19 protein-coding genes are annotated in these 20,036 nt (G+C 71.9%); 14 read left to right on the top strand and 5 right to left on the bottom strand.

Going from position 1 to position 20,036, the window contains the following annotated elements:
• The first annotated feature begins 112 nt into the window (after positions 1 to 112).
• A complete protein-coding gene (trpS, locus tag OG522_RS19535) occupies positions 113 to 1,192 on the top strand; it encodes a tryptophan--tRNA ligase (protein WP_329464272.1) in 1,080 nt (359 codons plus the stop codon).
• Between the two features lie 307 nt (positions 1,193 to 1,499).
• Here trpS and OG522_RS19540 read toward each other — a convergent pair whose 3' ends face one another.
• A complete protein-coding gene (locus OG522_RS19540; RefSeq protein ID WP_329464273.1) occupies positions 1,500 to 2,408 on the bottom strand; it encodes a LysR substrate-binding domain-containing protein in 909 nt (302 codons plus the stop codon).
• Positions 2,409 to 2,591: 183 nt separating this feature from the next.
• Here OG522_RS19540 and OG522_RS19545 point away from each other — a divergent pair, with 183 nt between their 5' ends.
• The 5 genes from OG522_RS19545 to OG522_RS19565 all read left to right on the top strand — a co-directional run bounded on the left by OG522_RS19545 (position 2,592) and on the right by OG522_RS19565 (position 6,009).
• Complete coding sequence (locus OG522_RS19545; protein WP_329464274.1) at positions 2,592 to 3,032, top strand: nuclear transport factor 2 family protein; 441 nt, start codon at positions 2,592 to 2,594, stop codon at positions 3,030 to 3,032.
• A gap of 31 nt (positions 3,033 to 3,063) precedes the next feature.
• The gene (locus OG522_RS19550; RefSeq protein ID WP_329464275.1) at positions 3,064 to 4,002 is read left to right on the top strand and encodes a zinc-binding dehydrogenase; all 939 of its coding nucleotides are present in this window, start codon (positions 3,064 to 3,066) and stop codon (positions 4,000 to 4,002) included.
• A 100-nt stretch (positions 4,003 to 4,102) separates the two neighbouring features.
• Positions 4,103 to 4,951 carry a helix-turn-helix domain-containing protein gene (locus tag OG522_RS19555; RefSeq protein WP_329464276.1) on the top strand — a complete coding sequence of 283 codons (849 nt, stop codon included), beginning with the start codon at positions 4,103 to 4,105 and terminating at the stop codon, positions 4,949 to 4,951.
• Positions 4,911 to 5,333, top strand: coding sequence for a DUF397 domain-containing protein (locus OG522_RS19560; RefSeq protein ID WP_443074715.1), 423 nt, complete (start codon positions 4,911 to 4,913; stop codon positions 5,331 to 5,333). The genes OG522_RS19555 and OG522_RS19560 overlap by 41 nt, the downstream gene beginning before the upstream one ends.
• Positions 5,334 to 5,337: 4 nt before the next feature.
• Positions 5,338 to 6,009 carry a transglycosylase SLT domain-containing protein gene (locus tag OG522_RS19565; RefSeq protein ID WP_329464277.1) on the top strand — a complete coding sequence of 224 codons (672 nt, stop codon included), beginning with the start codon at positions 5,338 to 5,340 and terminating at the stop codon, positions 6,007 to 6,009.
• A 34-nt stretch (positions 6,010 to 6,043) separates the two neighbouring features.
• Here the strand turns inward: OG522_RS19565 and OG522_RS19570 are convergent, their stop codons facing one another.
• Positions 6,044 to 6,769 carry a helix-turn-helix domain-containing protein gene (locus OG522_RS19570; protein ID WP_329464278.1) on the bottom strand — a complete coding sequence of 242 codons (726 nt, stop codon included), beginning with the start codon at positions 6,767 to 6,769 and terminating at the stop codon, positions 6,044 to 6,046.
• A gap of 123 nt (positions 6,770 to 6,892) precedes the next feature.
• A complete protein-coding gene (locus OG522_RS19575; RefSeq protein ID WP_329464279.1) occupies positions 6,893 to 7,273 on the bottom strand; it encodes an SH3 domain-containing protein in 381 nt (126 codons plus the stop codon).
• A 347-nt stretch (positions 7,274 to 7,620) separates the two neighbouring features.
• Here OG522_RS19575 and OG522_RS19580 point away from each other — a divergent pair, with 347 nt between their 5' ends.
• The 6 genes from OG522_RS19580 (at position 7,621) to OG522_RS19605 (ending at position 14,673) form a co-directional block, all read left to right on the top strand.
• Positions 7,621 to 8,100: a hypothetical protein gene (locus tag OG522_RS19580; RefSeq protein WP_329464280.1), complete on the top strand. Its 480-nt coding sequence runs from the start codon at positions 7,621 to 7,623 to the stop codon at positions 8,098 to 8,100.
• A 167-nt stretch (positions 8,101 to 8,267) separates the two neighbouring features.
• Entirely contained in the window at positions 8,268 to 10,208 is a 1,941-nt protein-coding gene (locus OG522_RS19585) for an APC family permease (RefSeq protein ID WP_329464281.1), read from the top strand.
• 366 nt (positions 10,209 to 10,574) lie between these two features.
• Complete coding sequence (locus OG522_RS19590; RefSeq protein WP_329464282.1) at positions 10,575 to 11,504, top strand: alpha/beta hydrolase; 930 nt, start codon at positions 10,575 to 10,577, stop codon at positions 11,502 to 11,504.
• Complete coding sequence (locus tag OG522_RS19595; protein ID WP_329464283.1) at positions 11,497 to 12,663, top strand: acyltransferase family protein; 1,167 nt, start codon at positions 11,497 to 11,499, stop codon at positions 12,661 to 12,663. The genes OG522_RS19590 and OG522_RS19595 overlap by 8 nt, the downstream gene beginning before the upstream one ends.
• Before the next feature lie 43 nt (positions 12,664 to 12,706).
• A complete protein-coding gene (locus tag OG522_RS19600) occupies positions 12,707 to 13,981 on the top strand; it encodes a sensor histidine kinase (RefSeq protein WP_329464284.1) in 1,275 nt (424 codons plus the stop codon).
• The gene (locus OG522_RS19605; RefSeq protein ID WP_329464285.1) at positions 13,978 to 14,673 is read left to right on the top strand and encodes a response regulator transcription factor; all 696 of its coding nucleotides are present in this window, start codon (positions 13,978 to 13,980) and stop codon (positions 14,671 to 14,673) included. Before OG522_RS19600 ends, OG522_RS19605 begins: the two co-directional genes overlap by 4 nt.
• Positions 14,674 to 14,706: 33 nt before the next feature.
• On the opposite strand, the gene OG522_RS19610 is transcribed toward OG522_RS19605, so the two are convergent.
• Together OG522_RS19610 and OG522_RS19615 are read right to left on the bottom strand one after the other, a co-directional pair.
• Entirely contained in the window at positions 14,707 to 15,582 is an 876-nt protein-coding gene (locus tag OG522_RS19610) for a lytic polysaccharide monooxygenase auxiliary activity family 9 protein (RefSeq protein ID WP_329464286.1), read from the bottom strand.
• 140 nt (positions 15,583 to 15,722) lie between these two features.
• On the bottom strand, positions 15,723 to 17,678 hold the full coding sequence (locus OG522_RS19615; protein WP_329464287.1) for a translation factor GTPase family protein: 1,956 nt from the start codon (positions 17,676 to 17,678) through the stop codon (positions 15,723 to 15,725).
• Between the two features lie 326 nt (positions 17,679 to 18,004).
• Between OG522_RS19615 and cbiE the strand changes: the two genes are divergently transcribed.
• Positions 18,005 to 19,273, top strand: a complete 1,269-nt coding sequence (gene cbiE / locus OG522_RS19620; RefSeq protein ID WP_329464288.1) for a precorrin-6y C5,15-methyltransferase (decarboxylating) subunit CbiE — start codon at positions 18,005 to 18,007, stop codon at positions 19,271 to 19,273.
• The gene (gene cobM / locus OG522_RS19625; RefSeq protein WP_329464289.1) at positions 19,270 to 20,013 is read left to right on the top strand and encodes a precorrin-4 C(11)-methyltransferase; all 744 of its coding nucleotides are present in this window, start codon (positions 19,270 to 19,272) and stop codon (positions 20,011 to 20,013) included. Before cbiE ends, cobM begins: the two co-directional genes overlap by 4 nt.
• Positions 20,014 to 20,036 lie beyond the last annotated feature (23 nt).

The raw sequence follows: 20,036 nt of genomic DNA on the forward strand, positions 1-20,036 counted from the left end.
CGCGGGCCGTTCAATATGGACGGCCCCTTTTTGTTGCCCTTGCCCTCGCTGGTCAAGCAGTGGGCGCCGTCCAGGCCCGGCCCCGCATCCCACTGCCCCCGAGGAGCCCGCAATGCACACCACCACCACCGCCGCGCCCACGACCACCGTCGAGGCCGCGCCCACCGTCACCGCCCCCGGCGCCGCTCCCGCGAGGACCGCCGACCGCATCCTGACCGGCGACCGTCCCACCGGCGCCCTCCACCTCGGGCACTACTTCGGCACCCTCCAGAACCGGGTGCGGCTCCAGAACGAAGGCGTCGACCTCTTCCTCGTCATCCCCGACTACCAGGTGCTCACCGACAGAGACGTCGCCGAGCGCCTCGACGAGAACGTGGTGGGCCTCGTCCTCGACTATCTCGCCGCCGGTGTCGACCCGGACCGCGCGACGATCTTCACGCACAGCGCGGTCCCCGCCCTCAACCAGTTGCTCCTGCCGTTCCTGAGCCTGGTCTCGGTCGCCGAACTCGGCCGCAACCCCACGGTCAAGGACGAGATCGCCCACTCCCGCCAGGCCGCCGTCTCGGGCCTCATGTTCACCTACCCCGCGCACCAGGCCGCCGACATCCTGTTCTGCAAGGCGACCCTGGTCCCGGTCGGCCAGGACCAGCTCCCGCACCTGGAGTTGACCCGTACCATCGCCCGCCGCTTCAACGAGCGGTACGCCCGCGTCTTCCCCGAGCCGCGGGCGCTGCTGTCCGCCGCGCCCCTGCTGCTCGGCACGGACGGCGGCAAGATGAGCAAAAGCCGGGCCAACTCCATTGCCCTGCAAGCGAGTTCGGACGAGACGGCGCGCCTGATCCGGGGCGCGAAGACCGACGCGACGCGCCGCATCACCTTCGACCCCGAGACCCGCCCCGAGGTCAGCAACCTCGTACTGCTCGCCGCGCTCTGCCAGGGCGGCCGTGACCCGCACGAGGTCGCGGCCGAAATCGGCGACGGCGGATCGGCGGCACTGAAGAAGACGGTCACCGAAGCCGTGAACACCCACTTCGCCCCGCACCGGGCCCGCCGTGCGGAATACGCCCAAGACCTCACGCACGTACGAGAGTTGATCGAGAAGGGAAACCAGCGGGCGAACGAAATCGCCGAGACCACCCTGGATGAGGTGAGGGAGGCCATGGGAACGTTCCGGTCGGCGGCATCCTGTTAGGGGCGCGGGGCTGTGACACTGTGCGGCTTCGCCGCGCAAGGCGGTGCCGGTCGGGCGGCACCCTGTTAGGGGCGCGGGGAACTGCGCGACCAGCCACGCACGGTCCGCAGCCGAACTGTCCGCGCTGGCGGAGCCGCGCACGGTCCGCCGCCGAAGGGCAGCGCGCAGCCAAGAGCACATGCCGGTCGGCGGCATCCTGTTAGGGGCGCGGGGAACTGCGCGATCAGCCGCGCACGGTCCGCAGCCGACCTGTCCGCGCTGGCGGAGCCGCGCACGGTCCGCAGCCGAAGGGCAGTGCGCGGAGCGGCTACGCCGGGGAGTGGAGCCAGCCCTGCGCGCGGGCCGTCTCGGAGGCGGTCCGCAGCAGGTTGGCGACGGCCGGGCGGCGCCCCGAGCCCCGCGTGAGCAGATGGAGCTCGATCGTGGACGCCGGCCGCAACCGCCGCCACGCCAGCGCCCCCGGCAGCCCTTCCACCGCCGACTCCCCGATGACGGAGACCGCCTCGCCCCGCAGCACCGGCGAGTGCGCGGCGTCGAACGACAGCTGCCGCAACAGGAGTTGAGGCTCAAGACCCGCCCCCGCGAAGATCCCCACAATCGCGTCGAAGTGCCCGGGGTTCGCCTCGCGCGGATGCACCAGCAGGCGCTCGCCCGCGAGCGAGGCCACCTCGACGGACTCCCGCGCCGCCAGCCGATGGGCGGCGGGCAGCAGTACGCCCTGCGGTTCGAGGCGTACCAGGGTGCGGACGAGTTCGGGCGTCGGCGGCGGGCAGCGGACCAGACCCGCGTCCAGGGTGCCGTCCGTGACCCCGGCGACGATCTCGGCGGTGGTCAGCAGCCGGGTCGTCACGGCGAGCGCGGGGTGGCGTTCGGCGAGGGCGGCGAGCAGCGCCGGTGCCGTGCCGTACCCCGTGCTCGTGCTGTACCCGAGTGTCAGCGCGTCCCGCTCCGTCTCGGCGAAGCCACGCACATCACGCCACAACCGGTCGGCCTCCGCACACAGTTCGGCCCCGCGTTCCATCAACAACCGCCCGGCGTCGGTGGGTTCGACGGAGTGGGTGGTGCGGTCCAGGAGCCGTACGCCGAGCTCCTGTTCCAGCTGCCGGATCTGACGGCTGAGCGCGGGCTGGGCTATGTGCAGACGTTCGGCGGCGCGCGTGAAGTTCCGCTCCTCGGCGACGGCGAGGAAGTAGCGCAGACGGCGGAGTTCGAACATGCCCAGCAGCATACGAACGGTCGTGAGCAGCGGTTATGCCGGTACGGCATGAGCCGGTCCCGAACAGGTCTTTCCCTCGGGCGGGCCCCCGTTCCTAGTGTTCAGGTGTCGGAAAGAGACACCGCGAACACGGCGAATACCGATGAACACCACAAATGCAGCGAACACGAAGGATTAAGAAAAATGAGCATCGAGACCACCACCTCAGCCGCCCCCGCGAACGTCACCGAGGCCAGCCGGGCTGTCGTCCTCGCCTACATGGACACCCTGGTCACCGGCGACTTCGACGCCCTGCGCGAGTTCTTCTCGCCGGACGCCACCTGGACCCTCGCCGGTGACCTCCCGCTGTCGCGGACCTGGACCGGCCCCGGCGAGATCCTGGACGAGTTCATCCCCGCGATGCTGTCGCGGCTCGTGCCGGAGTCGCTGGAGCTGGAGTTCGGCGGCGTCATCGCGGACGGCGAGCGCGTCTTCGCCGAGTGGAACTCCCGTGGCCTCGCCAAGTCGGGCCTGCGCTACGACCAGCACTGCCTGGCCGTGTTCACCATCCGGGAGGGCCGCATCGCCGAGGTGCGCGAGTTCTTCGCCGACACGCTGCACGCCAAGAACGTCGTCTTCGTCTGAACCCGGACCCTCCTCCTGAAAGGCACCTGCCATGAAGGCCGTACTGCCGGGCTCCCCCGCCGACACGGACAAGCCCGTCATCCTGGGCGAGGCCCCCGAACCCGCCCCCGCCGCCGATGAGTTGGTGGTCGCGGTCGAGGCGTACTCGGTCAACCGGGGCGAGACCTTCCAGCTCGACGGGCAGCTTGACCGTACGTGGCCCGGCTGGCGGCCCGGCAAGGACGTGGCGGGGACGGTCGTACGCCCCGCTGCCGACGGCAGCGGCCCCGCCGCCGGAACCCGGGTCGTGGCCCACCCGCCCGCGTTCGGCTGGGCCGAACGCGTCGCGGTGTCGAGCGCGAGTGTGTCCGAACTGCCGGACGGCGTCGACGCGTTGACCGCCGCCGCCCTGCCCCTCGCCGGGATCACCGCGCTCCGGCTGCTGCGCGCGGCCGGACCCGTCGCCGGTCGCCGCGTCCTGCTCACCGGCGCGAGCGGCGGAGTCGGCCACTACGTCACCGAGCTCGCCGCGTCGTCCGGAGCGGCGGTCACCGCGGTCGTCGCCACTCCTGAACGGGGCGCCCGCTTGCGGGAGTTGGGCGCGGCCGTGGTGGCCACATCGCTCACGGACACCGAGGGTCCGTACGACCTCGTACTCGAATCGGTGGGCGGCGACTCGCTCCCCGCCGCCCTCGCCCTCCTCACGCCGGGCGGTCTGCTCGTCTGGTTCGGCCAGGCCAGCCGTACGCCGGTGACCCTCGACTTCTTCGACTTCTTCAAGGGCCCGAGCCAGGCCCGCATCGCCCACTTCGACTACACGACCTCCGACAGGACGTACGGGGCCGACCTCGCCACCCTGGTCCGCCTGGTCGCCACCGGGCGCCTGCACCCGGAGATCGGTTCGGTACGGGACTGGTCGCGCACGGCCGAGGTCATCGCGGACCTGCGCGCCCGGAAGGTGCGGGGCAACGCCGTACTGACCGTCTCCTGAAGGGAGTTGGGTGATTTGCGTCACCCAGGGTCGATCAGGCGATTACGCTCGGCGATGAACCGACCGTACGCGACGCCGCGTGATCCCGGAGGTGCCCGCCATGGCCAACATCCGACACCTCGACCCCAGCGCGTCGCCGCTGGACTACTACGGCTCGGAGCTGCGTAGGCGCCGCGAGGCCGCAGGCCTCACCCAGGAAGCGCTGGGCGGCTGCATCTTCGTCACCGGCTCCCTGGTCGGCCAGATCGAGACCGCCCACAAGGTCCCGACCCGTGATTTCTCGGAGCGGGTCGACGCGGCGCTGGGTACGGATGGGATGTTCACGCGGCTCGTGGGGTTGGTGCTGCGCAGCCAGCTCCCGACGTGGTTCCAGCAGTACGCGGAGATGGAGGCGACGGCCTCCTACATTTCCACGTACCAGGCGCAGTTGGTGTACGGCCTTCTCCAGACGCCGGAGTACGCACGTGCCGTGCTCGGCGTACGGACCGAGGGGGACCTCGATGCCAGGGTGGCGGCCCGAATGGAGCGGCAGCGAATCCTGGAGCGCGATACGCCACCGCTGATGTGGGTCGTGATGAGCGAAGCGGTGCTGCATCAGGAGATCGGCGGCCGTGACGTCATGCGACGGCAACTGGCGCACCTGTTGGACCTGCGTGAGCGGGAATGGGTGAAGGTGCAGGTGCTGCCGTTCGAGGTGGGCGAGCATGCGGGCTTGATGGGGTCGTTCACCTTGCTCCGTTTCGATGACGACCCGGACATCGTCTACACGGAGGACTTCATCCAGGGCCATATGACCGCCAACCAGCAAGCCGTCAAGGAGGGTTCACTCCGTTACGATCATTTGCAGGCCGCCTCGCTCTCTGTCGAACGCTCGGCGGCACTGATCGCCCGCGTAATGGAGGAGCGTTATGGGGACCAACCAGAACCTGACGGGCGCACCGTGGCGTAAGTCGTCGTACAGCGGCGACACGGGCGGTAACTGCATCGAGTGCACGCCCCTCGGCGGAGCCGCCTGGCGCAAGTCGTCGTACAGCGGTGACACCGGAGGCGAGTGCATAGAGTGTGCCCCCCTCGGCGGTGCCGCCTGGCAGAAGTCTTCGTACAGCGGCAACACCGGAGGCGAGTGCATAGAGTGCGCCCCCCTCGGCGGAGCCGCGTGGCAGAAGTCCACGTACAGCGGAGCTGGCGGAGGCGACTGCGTTGAAATCGCCGCTCAGCCGTGCCGGATAGCCGTCCGGGACTCCAAGAACACCGAAGGCGGAGCCTTCACCACCACCCCCGAGGCCTTCGGGGCCTTCGTGGCGGCGGCGCGTGAAGGTGTGTTTGGCTGAGCGGATGGTGAAGGCTGAGCGTAAACGGGGTCTGCGGGCGCGGTGGCTGGTGTTTCCGGTTGCCGCGCTCCTCGGGTGGGGGTGCACGCGGTACGTCGGCACGCACGCGGACCCGGGGTCCACGAAGCCCACGCCGTCCGCCTCCGCCTCCGCGTCCGCTCCGGCGAAGGCCGCGCCGACGCCGGGCGGCACGTACGATCCCGCCGACTACGCGCCGCAGGTGCGGACGTACGCGAAGAAGGCCGGGATCAGCGCGCAGCTGCTGATGGCGATCCTCTACAACGAGGACTACAAGCCGCACGACCCGGCGTTCGAGCGGAGCTGGCAGAAGTACAAGCCGGACGCGGCTTTCGGCATCGCGAACATGCACCGGGCCGCGTTCGACCAGACGAAGCGCGGGCGGGACTTCGCGTCGCGGAAGTGGGAGGAGCTGCCCGACGACCGGGCGCTCGCGGTGGAGGCGGCGGCCTGGTACCTCCACGACATGTCCGAGCAGTTGCCCTCGCACTGGTCGGGACCGTACTCGCGCGACGAGTTGATGGCGCTCGGCTACAACGCGGGCGGCGGCAACATGGCGGCGTTCGCGCGGGGCGCGAAGCCGGGGAGCCAGGCGGGGGACTACCTGGCTCGGCTGCGCGAGAACTGGAAGAAGGCCGGGACGGCGGTCGGCGGCTGAGGAGCGGGGCGGCGTTCCGGGCTGAGGCCCGGGGCTAACCCGGCGGCGACGGTTCGACGTCGCCCGTGCACAGCATCTTGTGGCCGACCTCCGCGCACGCCTCCGCTTCCTTCGGGTCGGGAGCGACCAGCATCGGGCTCTCGGTGTCGGTACCGGTCGAGCTGTTGCGTACTTCGGACCAGATGGTGTCGCAGGACGGGCTGTAGCGGAGCTTCACCGCGTACGAGGCCGTCGTCAGTGCGCTCTGGGTGCGGGCGTCGGTGCGGCAGGGGGAGACGGCGGGGTCGGCGCCCTGGCAGCTGGCACCCCGGCAGGCGGGCGACGCGGCGGGCGCGGGTCTCGCGGTGGGGCCGTGCGGGACGGCGGCCCAGGCGGCGGACCCGACCAGGGCGAGCGCGGCGGCGATGGTCACCGTACGGCGGTGCGGGCGGCGGGGCGGCGCCGGTGCGGGCAGCGCGGGCGCTTCGGCCGACGGGGGCGGTGGGGCCACGGGCTCCGGGGGACGTACTGCCTGGTCCCAGAGGGCGAGGAGCCGGGCGTGGTGCTCGGGGCCGCCGAGGGCTCCGAAGGCGTCCACCGCGCTGCGGGGCGGAAAGTTGTCCCCGTTCAGATAGCGGTGCCAGGCCGACTTGCTGTAGGCGGTGCGGGGGGCCAGTCCGGCCAGGCTCAGGCCCATCGACTGTTTGAGGTGCCTCAACTCCTCGATCAACAGCCTCGTTTCGGGCCGGGTCGACTCGGGCAACGGTCGCCACTGGGCCACGCGGTCCCTCCAAAAAGTCCACAAGATCCCGTTCCAGGGGCATCTGTACCCCTGGAGGGCCGGAGCCAAGCTCCGGCCCCTGGGGCGAACGGGCGAAGTTGTGGGTTCAGCCGCCGGCCCCGGTCAGCACCACGGGACGGCCGGGGCGGCCGTGACGCGGACGTACCGGGCGGAGACGTAGCGGGCGTGCTGCACGGCCACGCGGTACCAGATCTTGTTGCCGTGCACGGAGGTCCCGATCGTCTTGCAGACCAGCGGCACCCTGCGCCCCGAACGCAGGGTGCCGGTGGTCCGGTAGGTGACGCCCGCGCCGGAGCGGACGTGCAGCCGGTGGCCGCGCGGGGCGGCCACCGTGCCGTGGGGCAGCACCCGGTGGTGGTGCGCGGAGGCGACGGTCGCCGTGGCGGGCGCGGCCGTCGGCGTGGCGGCCATGGCGGTGGTCGGGAACAGGGCGATGACGGCGGCGACGGCGACGACGCTGTTGCGCACGGTGCTTCGGTTCATGTGTGTTCTCCAAGGTGCGGGGTCCCCGAGTAAGTGACCCTGTGTCATCAACTGTGTCCGGAGGGTGTCAAGGAGATGCGTCCCAGTCGTTCCTGGGACGAATAGGGACGGGGACGGTGGGGCGCCGCCCGGCCCTGGAGCCGTTCGCCGTCGCGGGCGTTCACACGCGTGGCGGAACGCCTGAGCCTCACTCGGCGTGAGGGCGCGCTCCGAACCGGGCGGCGGGCGATGACATTTGTCCTGCGGCAGTCAGGACGCTTCACTCTGCCGCCGTGACCGCCCCGGACGGGAGTATCAGTGATGTCGGCAAGGGCCGGCGGCACTGAGGAAAAGGTGAGGGGAACGCCATGAGCGCCACGGTCGCGATGCAGACGCCGGTTCGGATCAACACCCAGGTCGAGGCCCAGGCCGACGCCACGGCGACCGTCGACGGAGCCGTCCTCAAGGGTCTGCCCAACTGGTACTTCCCGCTGGTCGGCCTCTTCGCCGGGATCTTCGACATCGCCCGCGCCTACCCGATCCTGTACGCGCTGATCCCGGTCGTCGCCATCGTCCAGATCGTGCTCGCCTTCACCGTCCTGAAGGCCCGCATCCGGTACATGAAGTCGCTCTGGAAGAACAAGCGCACCCGCTTCCTGGCGCTGGGCCTGCTCGTCGTCCGCTTCGTCATCCGCTACGGACTCGGCGTCGCGGGCCTCGCGCTGGGAGCCGCGACCGGTCAGCTCACCCTCGGCATCGTGATGGCCGTCATCGGCACCGCGATGGCCTGGGGCGACCAGTGGCTCATCCTGCGCACCCTCAAGCGCGCCCGGACCGTGGCCGCCTGATCAGACCGCCCGTCCTCCTCAGCGCCGCGCCGGTCCCGGAACCCCGGGGCCGGCGCTCGCTGTTTCCCCGGCGTATCGCCAGGGCGGGGGCCTGTGCGGGCGCCCGAACGGCGCCGCTCGGTGCGGCACACCTTTCGATATGCCTGGTACAGCTAGTTTCATCACTTATGGGAGTTTCGAGTTCCGCGAAGCGGATGCTGGTCGGACGGCCGCTGGACACCAGCCGCCTGGGGGAGACGCTGCTGCCCAAGCGGCTCGCGCTGCCCATCTTCTGTAGCGACCCGCTGTCCTCGGTCGCGTACGCCACCGAAGAGATCCTGCTGATCCTCGCGCTCGGCGGAGCCGCCCTGCTCAACCTCACCTGGTACGCCGCCGCGGCCATCGTCTTCCTGCTCATCGTCGTGGTCGCCTCCTACCGGCAGACCTGTTACGCCTATCCGGGCGGCGGCGGCGCCTACATCGTCAGCTCCGAGAACCTCGGGCCGACCGCCGCGCTCACCGCGGCCAGCGCGCTGCTCGTCGACTACGTGCTGACCGTCGCGGTCTCCGTCGTCTCCGGCGTCGCCGCCATCACCTCCGCGGTCCCCGCCCTCAACGACCACCAAGTCGCCCTGTCCGTGGCCTTCGTGGTGGTGCTCACCGTCATGAACCTGCGGGGCGTACGCGAGTCGGGGCGCATCTTCGCGATTCCCACGTACGGCTTCGTGTGCGTGATCTACCTGATGTTCGCGGTCGCCGCCGTCCGCCTGGCCACCGGCACAACCATCCTCGCCGAATCCGCCCACCTGCCCATCCACGCCACCGGGAACTACACCGGGATCGCCGTCGTCCTGCTTGCCATGCGCGCCTTCGCCTCCGGGTGTACGGCGCTGACGGGCGTGGAGGCGATCAGCAACGGCGTGCCCGCCTTCCGGCGGCCCAAGAGCCGCAACGCCGCCAACACCCTCGCCGCGATGGGCCTGCTTTCGGTCACCATGTTCGCCGGGATCACCGCGCTCGCCATGATCTTCCAGGTCCATGTGGCCGCCGACCCAACGGAGTTGGGGCTGCCGGCGGGGACCGCGACTGCGACCGCGCTCGCCCAGATCGCCCGCGCCACGTTCGGCCATGTGGACATCCTGTTCTACCTGGTGCAGGCCTTCACTGCGGGCGTGCTGATCCTCGCCGCCAACACCGCCTTCAACGGCTTCCCGATGCTCGCGTCGATCCTGGCCCGGGACCGGTACGCGCCGCGCCAGCTCTACAACCGGGGTGACCGGCTCGTCTACTCCAACGGCGTCGTGCTGCTCGCGCTCGCCGCGATCGGCCTGATCGTGCTGTTCAACGCCGAGCTGACCCGGCTCATCCAGCTCTACATCATCGGCGTCTTCGTCTCCTTCACGCTCTCGCAGGCCGGCATGGTCAAGCACTGGCGCAAGGAGCTGCGGACGCCCGAGGGGCAGCAGAACCGGCGGCACATCCACCGCTCGCTCGCCATCAACTCGGTCGGCGCGACCATGACCGCGATCGTCCTCGTCATCGTGCTGATCACCAAGTTCACGCACGGCGCCTGGCTGGTGATCATCGCGATGCCGCTGCTGTTCTTCGGGATGAAGGGCGTGCGGCGGCACTACGACCAGGTGGCGAGGGAGGTCGCCGTCGCGCCGGACGCCAAGCCACGCAAGCCCTCCCGCCACCACGCGTTCGTGCTGGTCTCCGCCGTGCAGGCGCCCACCCTCAAGGCGCTCGGCTTCGCCCAGGCGCTGCGACCCGACACGCTCACCGCACTGACGGCGGCAGCCGACGACGACGCGGTGCGGCTGCGCGAGAAGTGGGCGGCGTACGACCTCGGCGTACCGCTGACCATCATCGACTCCCCGTACCGCGAGGTCGTCGGGCCGGTCCTCGCGCATGTGAAGGAGACGGCCGAAGCGGATCCGGGCGCAATGGTGTCGGTGGTCATCCCCGAGTACATCGTGAGCCACTGGTGGGAGCAGCCGCTGCACAACCAGAGCGCACTGCGGCTCAAGGCCCGGCTGCTGTTCATGCCCGGGGTGACCGTCATCGACGTGCCCTACCGGCTCCAGTCCGCCCGCAAGCGCGAGGGCGCCGAGCGCCGCACGGGGTGACCACGGGTGCCCGGCCACGGTGGGGCCGGGCCTCGCCCCCGTAGTACTTGGGGAGTCACCCCTAGGTCTACGGAGCTACCCGCCAAGTGGCAACTCCAGCGCGACGCGGACGACATGGCCTGATCCATAGCTTCGGTACCGGCAGAACACCCCCGGTACGGAAGGTCTCCCATGGCGTCGCGTCCGCACGGCAAACACCCGCACGGCCCGCGCACGAACGACGGCGCTGCGCACCCGGAAGCTGGCCATGGCGCTCCGCGTCCGGAAGCGGAGCCTGGGGGCGACGGCGCTGCGCACCCGGAAGCGGGCCATGCGGGCCACGGGGGCGACCGCGTTTCGCGTCGCGGCCGGGCGCGCGTCGGGCGGGTGCGCCGCACCCTGATCGCCGCCTTCGTCGCCGCCTCCGTGGCCGTGCCGCTGTCGGGCGCGGCCCGGCCGGCGGCGGTCGCGGCCCCCGCGCCCGCCGCCCTCGCGCCACTCTCCGTCGGCACGCTCGGCGCCCGCTACGAGACCAACCGGGCCAACGTCCTGGCCGCCGAGAAGATGGCCGAGGACCACCAGGACCGGCGCAGGGCAAGGGCGTTGAGCGCCATGGCGGACCCGGACCGTCACTTCCTGTCCTTCGACGGGCGCGCGGGCGGACGCACCGCCGAGGTCTTCGGCGACCTGGCCCGCGCCGAGACGATCGCGGTCCTGGTCCCCGGCTCGGACACCAGCCTCGACCAGTACGGGCGGCTGCTCGACGGCGCCCGAGCGCTGGCCGGTCAGCTCGGCCCGCAGGCCGCCGTCATCGCCTGGATGGGATACGAGACCCCGGGCACCGTGAGCCCGGAGATCCTCACGCCGGGACGAGCCGACGACGCCGCCCCCCAACTCACCACATTCATGAGGGAGTTGGCGGCGGCCAAGCCGACCGCCCGGACCTCCCTGGTCTGCCACTCCTACGGCTCGGTCGTCTGCGCGAAGGCCGCGTCCGGCGTCGAGGCCGCCGACATCGTCCTGTACGGCAGCCCCGGCACCGGCTTCGACACCGCATCCGCCCTGCACACCTCCGCCACCGTGTGGGCCGGCCGCGCCGGCGGCGACTGGATCGCCGACGTGCCCCACACGAGCCTCCATCTCCCCTTCGTCACCGTCGGATTCGGCAGCGACCCCGTGTCGCGGCACTTCGGCGCCCGCCACTTCGACGCGGGCTCCGGCGGCCACAGCGACTACCTCAGACCCGGCTCCGTACCGCTGAGGAACATCGCCCGGATCGTGAACGGCCAGAGTCCGCAGGAGGACCGTCATGCGTGAACTCGTCCACCGGATCGAGGCGGCGACCCCGCCCGACCGCGACCGCGCCATCGACGCGCTGCGCGCGTTCGCGATCCTCGGGGTGGTGCTCGGGCACTGGCTGGTCACCGCCCTCGTCTTCGACAGCGGCACCGTGCACGGGGCGAGCCCTCTCCAGCACATGCCCCAACTGGCGCCCATATCCTGGGCGTTCCAGACCCTCGCCGTCTTCTTCCTGGTGGGCGGGCAGGTCGCCACGAAGAGCTACGCGTCCGCTCGCGCCCGGGGCACCACGTACGGGCAGTGGCTGCGGGCCAGACTCGGGCGGCTGTTCAGGCCGGTCGCGGCGGTGCTCACGGTGTGGCTGGTCGCGGCGGGCGGCATGCTCGCCACGCAGGTCAGCCCGGACGTCGTGCACACCCTGGTCAAACTCGTCCTGTCCCCGCTGTGGTTCCTGCTGGTGTTCGCCACGCTGACGGCCGCGACGCCGATCGTCTGCCGGGTGCATCCGCTGTGGCCGCTCGCGGTCGTCCTGTACGTCGACGTGTACCGCTTCGGATACGGCGGGGCGGCCTGGACCGGCTGGATCAACGTGGCCGCGGGCTGGCTGGTGCCGTACTGCCTGGGCGCGCTGTGGGCGCGGCGCGGGGCGGGCACCTCGCTGCGGGCGACCGGATGGGTGCTGCTCGTCGGCGGGGCCGTGGCGACCGCGCTGCTCGTGCTGTTCGCGGGCTATCCGGCCTCGATGGTCGGGGTGCCGGGGGCCGCGATATCCAACCTCAACCCGCCGACGCTGGCCGCCGTCACCTTCGGACTCGCCCAGTGCGGCGCCGCCCTGCTGCTGCTCGGGCCGCTGCGCCGGGTGCTGCGCCGGCCCGCGCTGTGGGCGGCGGTGGCGCTGGTCAACCTGTCCGCGATGACGATCTTCCTGTGGCACCAGACGTCGATGATGGCCGTCACCTGCCTCGGCCTGCTCACGGGTGGCACGCTGCCCGGACTGCACACCGTGCCCGACGGCGGCAGCTGGATCCTGGCCCGGCTCGCCTGGCTGCCGGTGTTCGCGCTGATGCTGACGGTGTGCTGGCTGACGTTCCGTACGTACGAACAGCCCCGGCGCGGGGCGTCGAGAGTGGTGCGCGAAGGGCGTCCCGCCCGAACGGGGGAGATGGGGCGTGCCTAGGGTGAGCCCTGTGAAACAGGGGGACGGGCAACGGGTTCGACAGGTGGGGCGTCGGCTCGCGGCGCGACTGCGGGCGGTGCCGCGCGACGTACGCAAGGATCTGTTCCCGACGGCCGAGTCGTCGCCGCCCGCGGAGCAGCCGGACTGGATGATGTGGCGGCCCGCGCTCATCTTTCCGCTGCTGTTCGGCGCGGTCGTCGCGGTCGCCTTCGGCACCGACCAGTACGCGCACCGTTTCCATTTGGGGGTGGAAGCGGGTGTGGTGCTGGCCGGGATCCAGTCCGGGGCGGTGATCCTCGCGCTCTACCGGCCGCTGGCGGCCTGGTGGGCGACGACGGCCGTCATGTTCGTCGCCGCGCTGTGGGCGGAGTCCTGGGTCGACCTGGACGCCATGTATCCGTGGAGCGGGCCCGGGATCGCGATCCAGACCGCGGTCCTCCTGTTCGTCGCCCTGCGCCACCGGCCCCGGGTCGCGGCACAGACACTGGCGTTCAGCCTCGGGGCGGGTGCGCTCTGCGCCGTTCTGCCCGGTCGGCCGAACAGCTCGCCGAGTGCCGGCCTCGCCCTGGTGTTCTTCTCGCTCGCCGTCGTGGTCGGGGTCGCGCTGCGCGGACGCCGGGTGGCCCGGACGCAGCTCGTCGCGCAGCGGGAGATGACCGCGGAGGAACGGGCCCGGCGCACGCTCCTGGAGGAGCGCACCCGGATCGCCCGCGAGCTGCACGACGTGGTGGCCCACCACATGTCGGTGATCTCCATCCAGGCGCAGGTGGCGCCGCACCTCGTGGAGAACCCGTCCGACGAGCTGAAGGAGAACCTCGCGGGCATCCGGCAGAACGCGGTGGAGGCGCTCACCGAACTGCGCCGCGTCCTGGGCGTGCTGCGCTCCGAGGACCCGCTCGCCGAGGGCGCCCGGCACGCGCCGCAGCCCTCGCTCCAGCGCCTCGGCGAACTCCTCGCCAACGTCCGCGGCGCGGGGGTGGAGGTCACGGTGGACGTCCTCGGCACGCCCCGCCCGCTGTCGCCCGGCGTGGAACTGTCCGCGTTCCGGGTCGTCCAGGAAGCGCTCAGCAACGCGATGCGGCACGCGCCTGGGGCCTCGGTGGGGGTGGTGGTCGCGCACCAGAGCGCGGAACTCGTGGTGCGGGTCACCAACACCGCGCCGGACCGGCCGGTCGCGCCGTCGCCCGGCGCCGGGCACGGGCTGCTCGGCATGCGCGAACGCACTGCCATGCTGGGCGGTGCGCTCGCCACGGGCGCGACGCCCGACGGCGGTTACGAAGTCACCGCCACGTTTCCGCTGGAGGACAGCCGCCCATGACCATCCGTGTCCTGATAGCCGACGACCAGGTGATGGTCCGTCAGGGATTCACCGTCCTGCTCAACGCGGAGCCGGACATCGAGGTCGTCGGCCAGGCGGTCGACGGGCTCGACGCGGTGGCCCAGGTCGGTCAACTGGCCCCCGATGTCGTCCTGATGGACATCCGCATGCCGCAACTCGGCGGCATCGAGGCGACGCGGCGCATCACGGGTGCGGCCGGTGCCGCGGAGCCCGCGGGTGCGGGGTCCGCGGTGAAGGTGCTCGTCCTGACCACCTTCGATCTGGACGAGTACGTGTACGAGGCGCTGCGCGCGGGGGCGTCGGGGTTCTTGCTGAAGGACGCCTCCGCGGCCGAACTCGCCCAGGCGGTACGGGTGGTGGCCGCGGGGGACGCGCTGCTGGCGCCCAACATCACCAAGCGCCTCATCGCGGAGTTCTCGCGCCTGGCGCCGGTGCCGCAGGCGACGCCGCTGAAGGAACGGGTGGGCGAACTGACCGAGCGCGAGACGGAGGTGCTGACGCTGATCGCCCAGGGCCTGTCCAACGCGGAGATCGCGGCGCGCCTTGTGCTGGCGGAGCAGACGGTGAAGACACACGTGAGCCGGATCCTGGTGAAGCTGGGCCTGCGGGACCGGACGCAGGGGGCGGTGTTCGCGTACGAGTGCGGGCTGGTGCGGCCGGCGGGGTATTGACCCCGCCGGCCGCACGGTCACCTGCTGGATCCCTCAGCCGCGGCGCCGCCGAAGCAGGAGGAAGCCGCCCGCTGCCACTCCGGCCGTGGAGACCGCGGCCAGGGCCTGCGGGGCCACCGCGTTCCCGGACGACGTCGAAGACGACGACGAAGGCGATGCCACTGCCGCCGCCGGGTCGCCGCCGTGGCCGTGGTGGCTCACCGTCGAGCGGGGCGCGCCAGCCGCGATCTTCTGCTCGGTGGGCGCGGCCGGCTGCGCGGCCGCCTTGGCCGGGGCCCCGTACACCACGTCCGAGCAGCCGTAGAACGCCTCGGGACTGTCGTCGCGCTGCCAGACCTTGTAGATGATGTGGCGTCCGGTGCGGGCGGGCAGCGTGCCGGTGAAGTCGTAGTAGCCGTCCGTCGCCGTTCTGGAGGTCCGGTAGGTGGCGACGGGCGTGTCGTCCAGGTCGGACCACTTCAGTGGTTTGGTCGGGTCGAAGCCGTCTTTGGTGATGTACAGCGTCATCGTGCCCGAATGCGGCGCGGTCACCCGGAACTTGAAGTCGAACGAGCCCGCCGACACGTTGGTCGCGGGCCAGTCGGTGCGGGCCCAGTCCAGCGCGCGGTACTTGTCCCGGTTCGCCGAACACAGCTTGCCGTCCGGGATGAGCTGGCGGGACTGGCCGTTGGCGTCGGCGATGTTCACCTCGTTCCAGTCGTACAGCGGCTGGGTGCCGGAGTCCGCGACCAGGTCCTTGCACACCTGCGACACCGGGTGCTCGGGGCCCTCGGCGTAGCAGGCGGCGACCCGGCTGACCGGGTTGAACAGGGAGCCGTGCGCGGAGGCGGGCGTGGGGGCGAGGGCGAGGAACGCGAGGGAGGTCGCCCCGAGGACACCCAGGGACGCTGCGGTACGCCGAGCGGACATGCGAGTGCTCCTTGATCGTGGGAGTACGTGCGGTGGCGAGCTGCGGCCGGGCTGGGCGGCGGTGCCGGGGATACGCCAAGTCGGCCTGGTGTAGCGGCACTTGAGAGACTGGCATTGGCCTAGACCAAGCCGCAAGAGGTCTACGCCAACCTGTCCGCACGGCCTGAGGACGACGGCCCGCCCAACGGCCTGTCACGGTGGGGACGGGACCACCAGTGGGCCTCTCCGTGGGTCAGTGCGGGCAGCCGCCGTTCCAGCGTCGCCACCCGGCGGGCCGCGACCGTGCCGCGCAGCAGCCGCACCTCCTCGCCGCCGGTGGTCTCCTCAATGAGCGCGCCCATCGCGGACAGCTGTGCGGTGACCGCGGTAAGCGTGCCGAGCGGAACCTCCAACTCGAACGCGTGGTACGGCTCGTAGACCCGCGTGCCCGCTTTCCGCAGCGCGTGCTCCAGGACGATCCGGCTCGCGGCGCGGAAGTCACCCGCCGTACTCATCACGCTGTCGAACCCGGAGCGTACGAGGGTGACCGCGCAGTCCGTCACCGCCCACCCCTGCGGGCCGCCCGAGCGCAGCACGTCGTACACGGTCTCCTCGACCGCCTGGTGGAACGCCCTCGGCAGCGCGCCCAGTTCGGTCTCGTACCGGAAGACGTTCCCGGTTCCGTACGGAGCCGGCGCCACGCGCAGGCCCACGGTCGCCCAGTACCCGGAGGGGGACGGGCCCCGGTTGATCTCCTCGGTGAACTCGGCTACAGAGTGCGGACGTTCGCTGCACACCGTGCGGCTCGGCTCGAAGACCGCCTCGATGCCGTACGCGTCGGCCAGCGTGGCCGCGATGACCTCCTTCTGTACCTCCCCGTACAGGAACACCGAGGTGGCGCCGCCCGGTTCGGTGCGGGCGCGGATCAAGGGGTCCTGCTCGGAGAGGTCAACCAGCGCCGCGTGCAGCCGCGCGGCCGCCGCGGTGCCGGGCTGTCGGGGGTGTACGACGCTCTGGAGGGTGGGGGCGGCGAAGTGCTGTGCGCCCGGAGCCTTTGGCGGGCCCAGGCGGTCGCCCACCCGGATGTGGGGCAGTCCTCGCAGTCGGCCGATGTTCCCGGCGGTGAGAGGGGTCGGGCCGGACGCGCCCGCCGTGCCTCCCGCGCCCTCGGCTCCGACGACGTCCAGGGCGGTCAGGCGGCCGGTGTGGGTGGCGCCGTCGGACGCGGTGAAGGTCAGACGCTGACGGTTGCTCAGACGCCCCTCAGTCAGGCGGAGGTACGCCACCTTGCGCCCCGAGCCGTCGCGCTTCACCGCGAAGACCGTGCCGCGCGGCGGGGCGGCGGTGTCCGGCGTGGGCGCCGGGAGCAGGGTCACGACGGCGTCGACGAGCGCGGCGATGCCCTGTCCGCCGATCGCCGAGCCGAAGTACACCGGGTGCACGAGCCCACGCGCGGTCTGGTCGGCGAGCGCCTTGGTCAGTTCGGCGGGCGTGAGCGGTGGGCCGTCCACGACGCGGGCGAGGATCGCGTCGTCGTGCTCGGCGAGCAACTCTCCTTGGGCAGCGCCGAATCGGGCGTCGCTGTAGGAGTGTGGCGCCGTCTTGGCGGATGGCGTGCCCAGGTCGCGTACCGCCGTCATGGGGGCGATGTGCGGGGCCAGTTTGCGGCGGATGTCGGCGAGGAGGGCGTCCGCTCGGGCGCCCGCGCGGTCGATCTTGTTGACGAATACCAGCGTCGGGAGCCGGGCCTCGCGCAGGGTGCGCATCAGGATGCGGGTCTGCGCCTGTACGCCCTCCACGGCGGACAGGACGAGTACCGCGCCGTCGAGCACGCCGAGCGCGCGCTCCACCTCGGCGATGAAGTCGCTGTGCCCCGGGGTGTCGATCAGGTTGACCTGGGTGTCGCCAACGCGGAACGACGCGACCGCGGAGCGCACGGTGATGCCGCGCTGCCGCTCGATGGCGTCGGTGTCGGTCTGCGTGGACCCGGCGTCCACGCTGCCGAGCCGGTCGATCGCGCCGGTGTCGTAGAGCAGCCGCTCGGTCAGGCTGGTCTTACCGGCGTCGACGTGGGCGAGGATGCCGATGTTCAGGGTGCGGGTGGGCAGGGCTTTCATGGGTGCGGGGTTCTCCGAAGGTCGCCTTGAGGTGTGGGCTCTGGGCTGTTTCGAAGAGTCGGCGCACTTGTTGCTCCCGCGGGTGGGGTGGGTTCGGCTCGGTCAGGCTAGGCGGAGGGGGACGGGGGCGCGAGGGGTTTTGCGGGCGGCTCCACCCCTGTGGCTCCGCCCCCGGGGTCGTCTGGGGCTCGGTCCCCCACCCCGCCAGGGACGTGGGGAACTGCGCGAACGGCCACCCCGGGTCGGGCCGGACCCGGCACGGGGTGTGGGGGTGGGTGGACAGTAGAGTGCGGCTCCAGCCACTCGCACCGCATCCCGAGGTATCCGTGACCCCCCACCTCCCAACCCCCCTCCCCGACGTCACCGTCGTCGGGATCGGGGCCGACGGGTGGGCCGGGATCGCCTCCCGGGCCCGGGACGCGCTCGCGCACGCCGACGTGATCATCGGCGGGGCCCGGCAGCTAGCCCTGCTGCCCGACGGCTGCGAAGCCGAACGCGTCGCCTGGCCCTCGCCGCTGCGACCCGCCGTCCCGGGGCTGGTCGAAGCCCACACCGGGTGCCGCATCGCCGTGCTGGCCAGCGGTGATCCCATGTTCTACGGCATCGGCCGCACCCTCGCCGATGTGCTCGGCGCCCCGCCGCTCGTCCTGCCGCACCCCTCCTCCGTCTCGTACGCCTGCGCCCGGCTCGGCTGGGCCGTCGAGGACACCGAGGTCGTCACCGTCGTCGGGCGGCCCGCGGCCAGGATCGCGGCAGCGCTGCACGACGGCCGGCGCGTCCTCGTGCTCAGCGCCGGAGCCGCCACGCCCGCCGATGTCGCCGCCCTGCTGCGCGACCGCGGCTTCGGACCGAGCCGGATGCGGGTCCTCGAACAGCTCGGCTCCGAGGACGAACAGTGCGTCGAGGGCACCGCCGACGGCTGGTCGGCCCCTCCTGGCGACCCGCTCAACGTCGTCGCCGTCGACTGCCGCCGCGCTCCCGGCGCCCTGCGCCTTGGCGCCGTACCGGGTCTCCCGGACGAGGCGTACGAACACGACGGCCAGCTCACCAAGCGGCACATCCGCGCCGCCACCCTCGGCGCGCTCGCGCCCGCGCCCGGCGAACTCCTCTGGGACATCGGCGGCGGCTCCGGCTCGATCGCCGTCGAGTGGATGCGTACGCATCCGTCCTGCCGGGCCTTTACCGTCGAGCGGGATCCGGTACGGGCCGAGCGCATCGGTCGCAACGCCGACCGGCTCGGTGTGCCCGCGCTGCGGGTCGTCACCGGTGCCGCGCCCGCCGCTCTCGCCCAACTCCCCGCCCCCGACGCCGTGTTCATCGGCGGCGGGCTCACCGCACCCGGGCTGCTCGCGGCCTGCTGGGACGCGCTGCCCACCGGTGGACGGCTGGTCGCGAACACCGTCACCCTGGAATCCGAGGCGCTGCTCGCCGAGTGGTACCGCCGCCACGGCGGCGAACTGGTACGGCTCGCGGTCGCGCACGCCGTGCCCGTCGGTACCTTCACGGGCTGGCGCCAGGCCATGCCCGTCACCCAGTGGGCGGTGGTCAAGTCCGGCCCCGTACCGCTCGACACCCTTACTGGAGCAGACAGATGACCGTGTACTTCATCGGCGCGGGGCCCGGCGCCGCCGACCTGATCACGGTGCGCGGCGCCCGTACGCTCGCCTCCTGTCAGGTCTGTCTGTACGCGGGCAGTCTCGTGCCGCGCGAACTCCTCGCCGAATGCCCCGAGGGCGCCCGGCTCGTGGACACAGCGCAGCTCAACCTGGATGAGATCACCGCCGAGTTGGTGCGCGCCCACGAGGCCGGGCAGGACGTGGCCCGGCTGCACTCCGGCGACCCGTCCGTGTTCAGCGCCGTCGCCGAGCAGATGCGGCGGCTGGACGCGGCGGGCGTGCCGTACGAGGTGGTGCCGGGGGTGCCCGCCTTCGCGGCGGCCGCGGCGGCGCTCAAGCGGGAGCTCACCGTGCCGACGGTCGGCCAGACCGTCATCCTGACCCGCGTCGCCCAGCGTGCCACCGCCATGCCGGAGGGCGAGGACCTCGCGACGCTGGGACGCAGTGGGGCGCTGCTGGTGCTGCACCTGGCGGCGGGGTACGTCGACCGGGTGGTCGAGGAGTTGCTCCCGCATTACGGTGCCGACTGCCCCGCGGCCGTTGTCGCCTTCGCCTCCCGGCCCGAGGAACTCGTCCTGCGCGGCACGCTCGCCGACATCGCGGGGCAGGTGAAGGAGGCGGGTGTCGTGCGTACGGCGGTGATCCTGGTGGGTCGGGTGCTGGGGGCGTCCGAGTTCCGGGACAGCCACCTGTATTCGGCCGAGCGCCACCGCTGCTAGGGCCTCCGGTCTTGGGGTGCTGG

Source organism: Streptomyces sp. NBC_01431, from assembly GCF_036231355.1.
Taxonomy (GTDB): Bacteria; Actinomycetota; Actinomycetes; order Streptomycetales; family Streptomycetaceae; genus Streptomyces.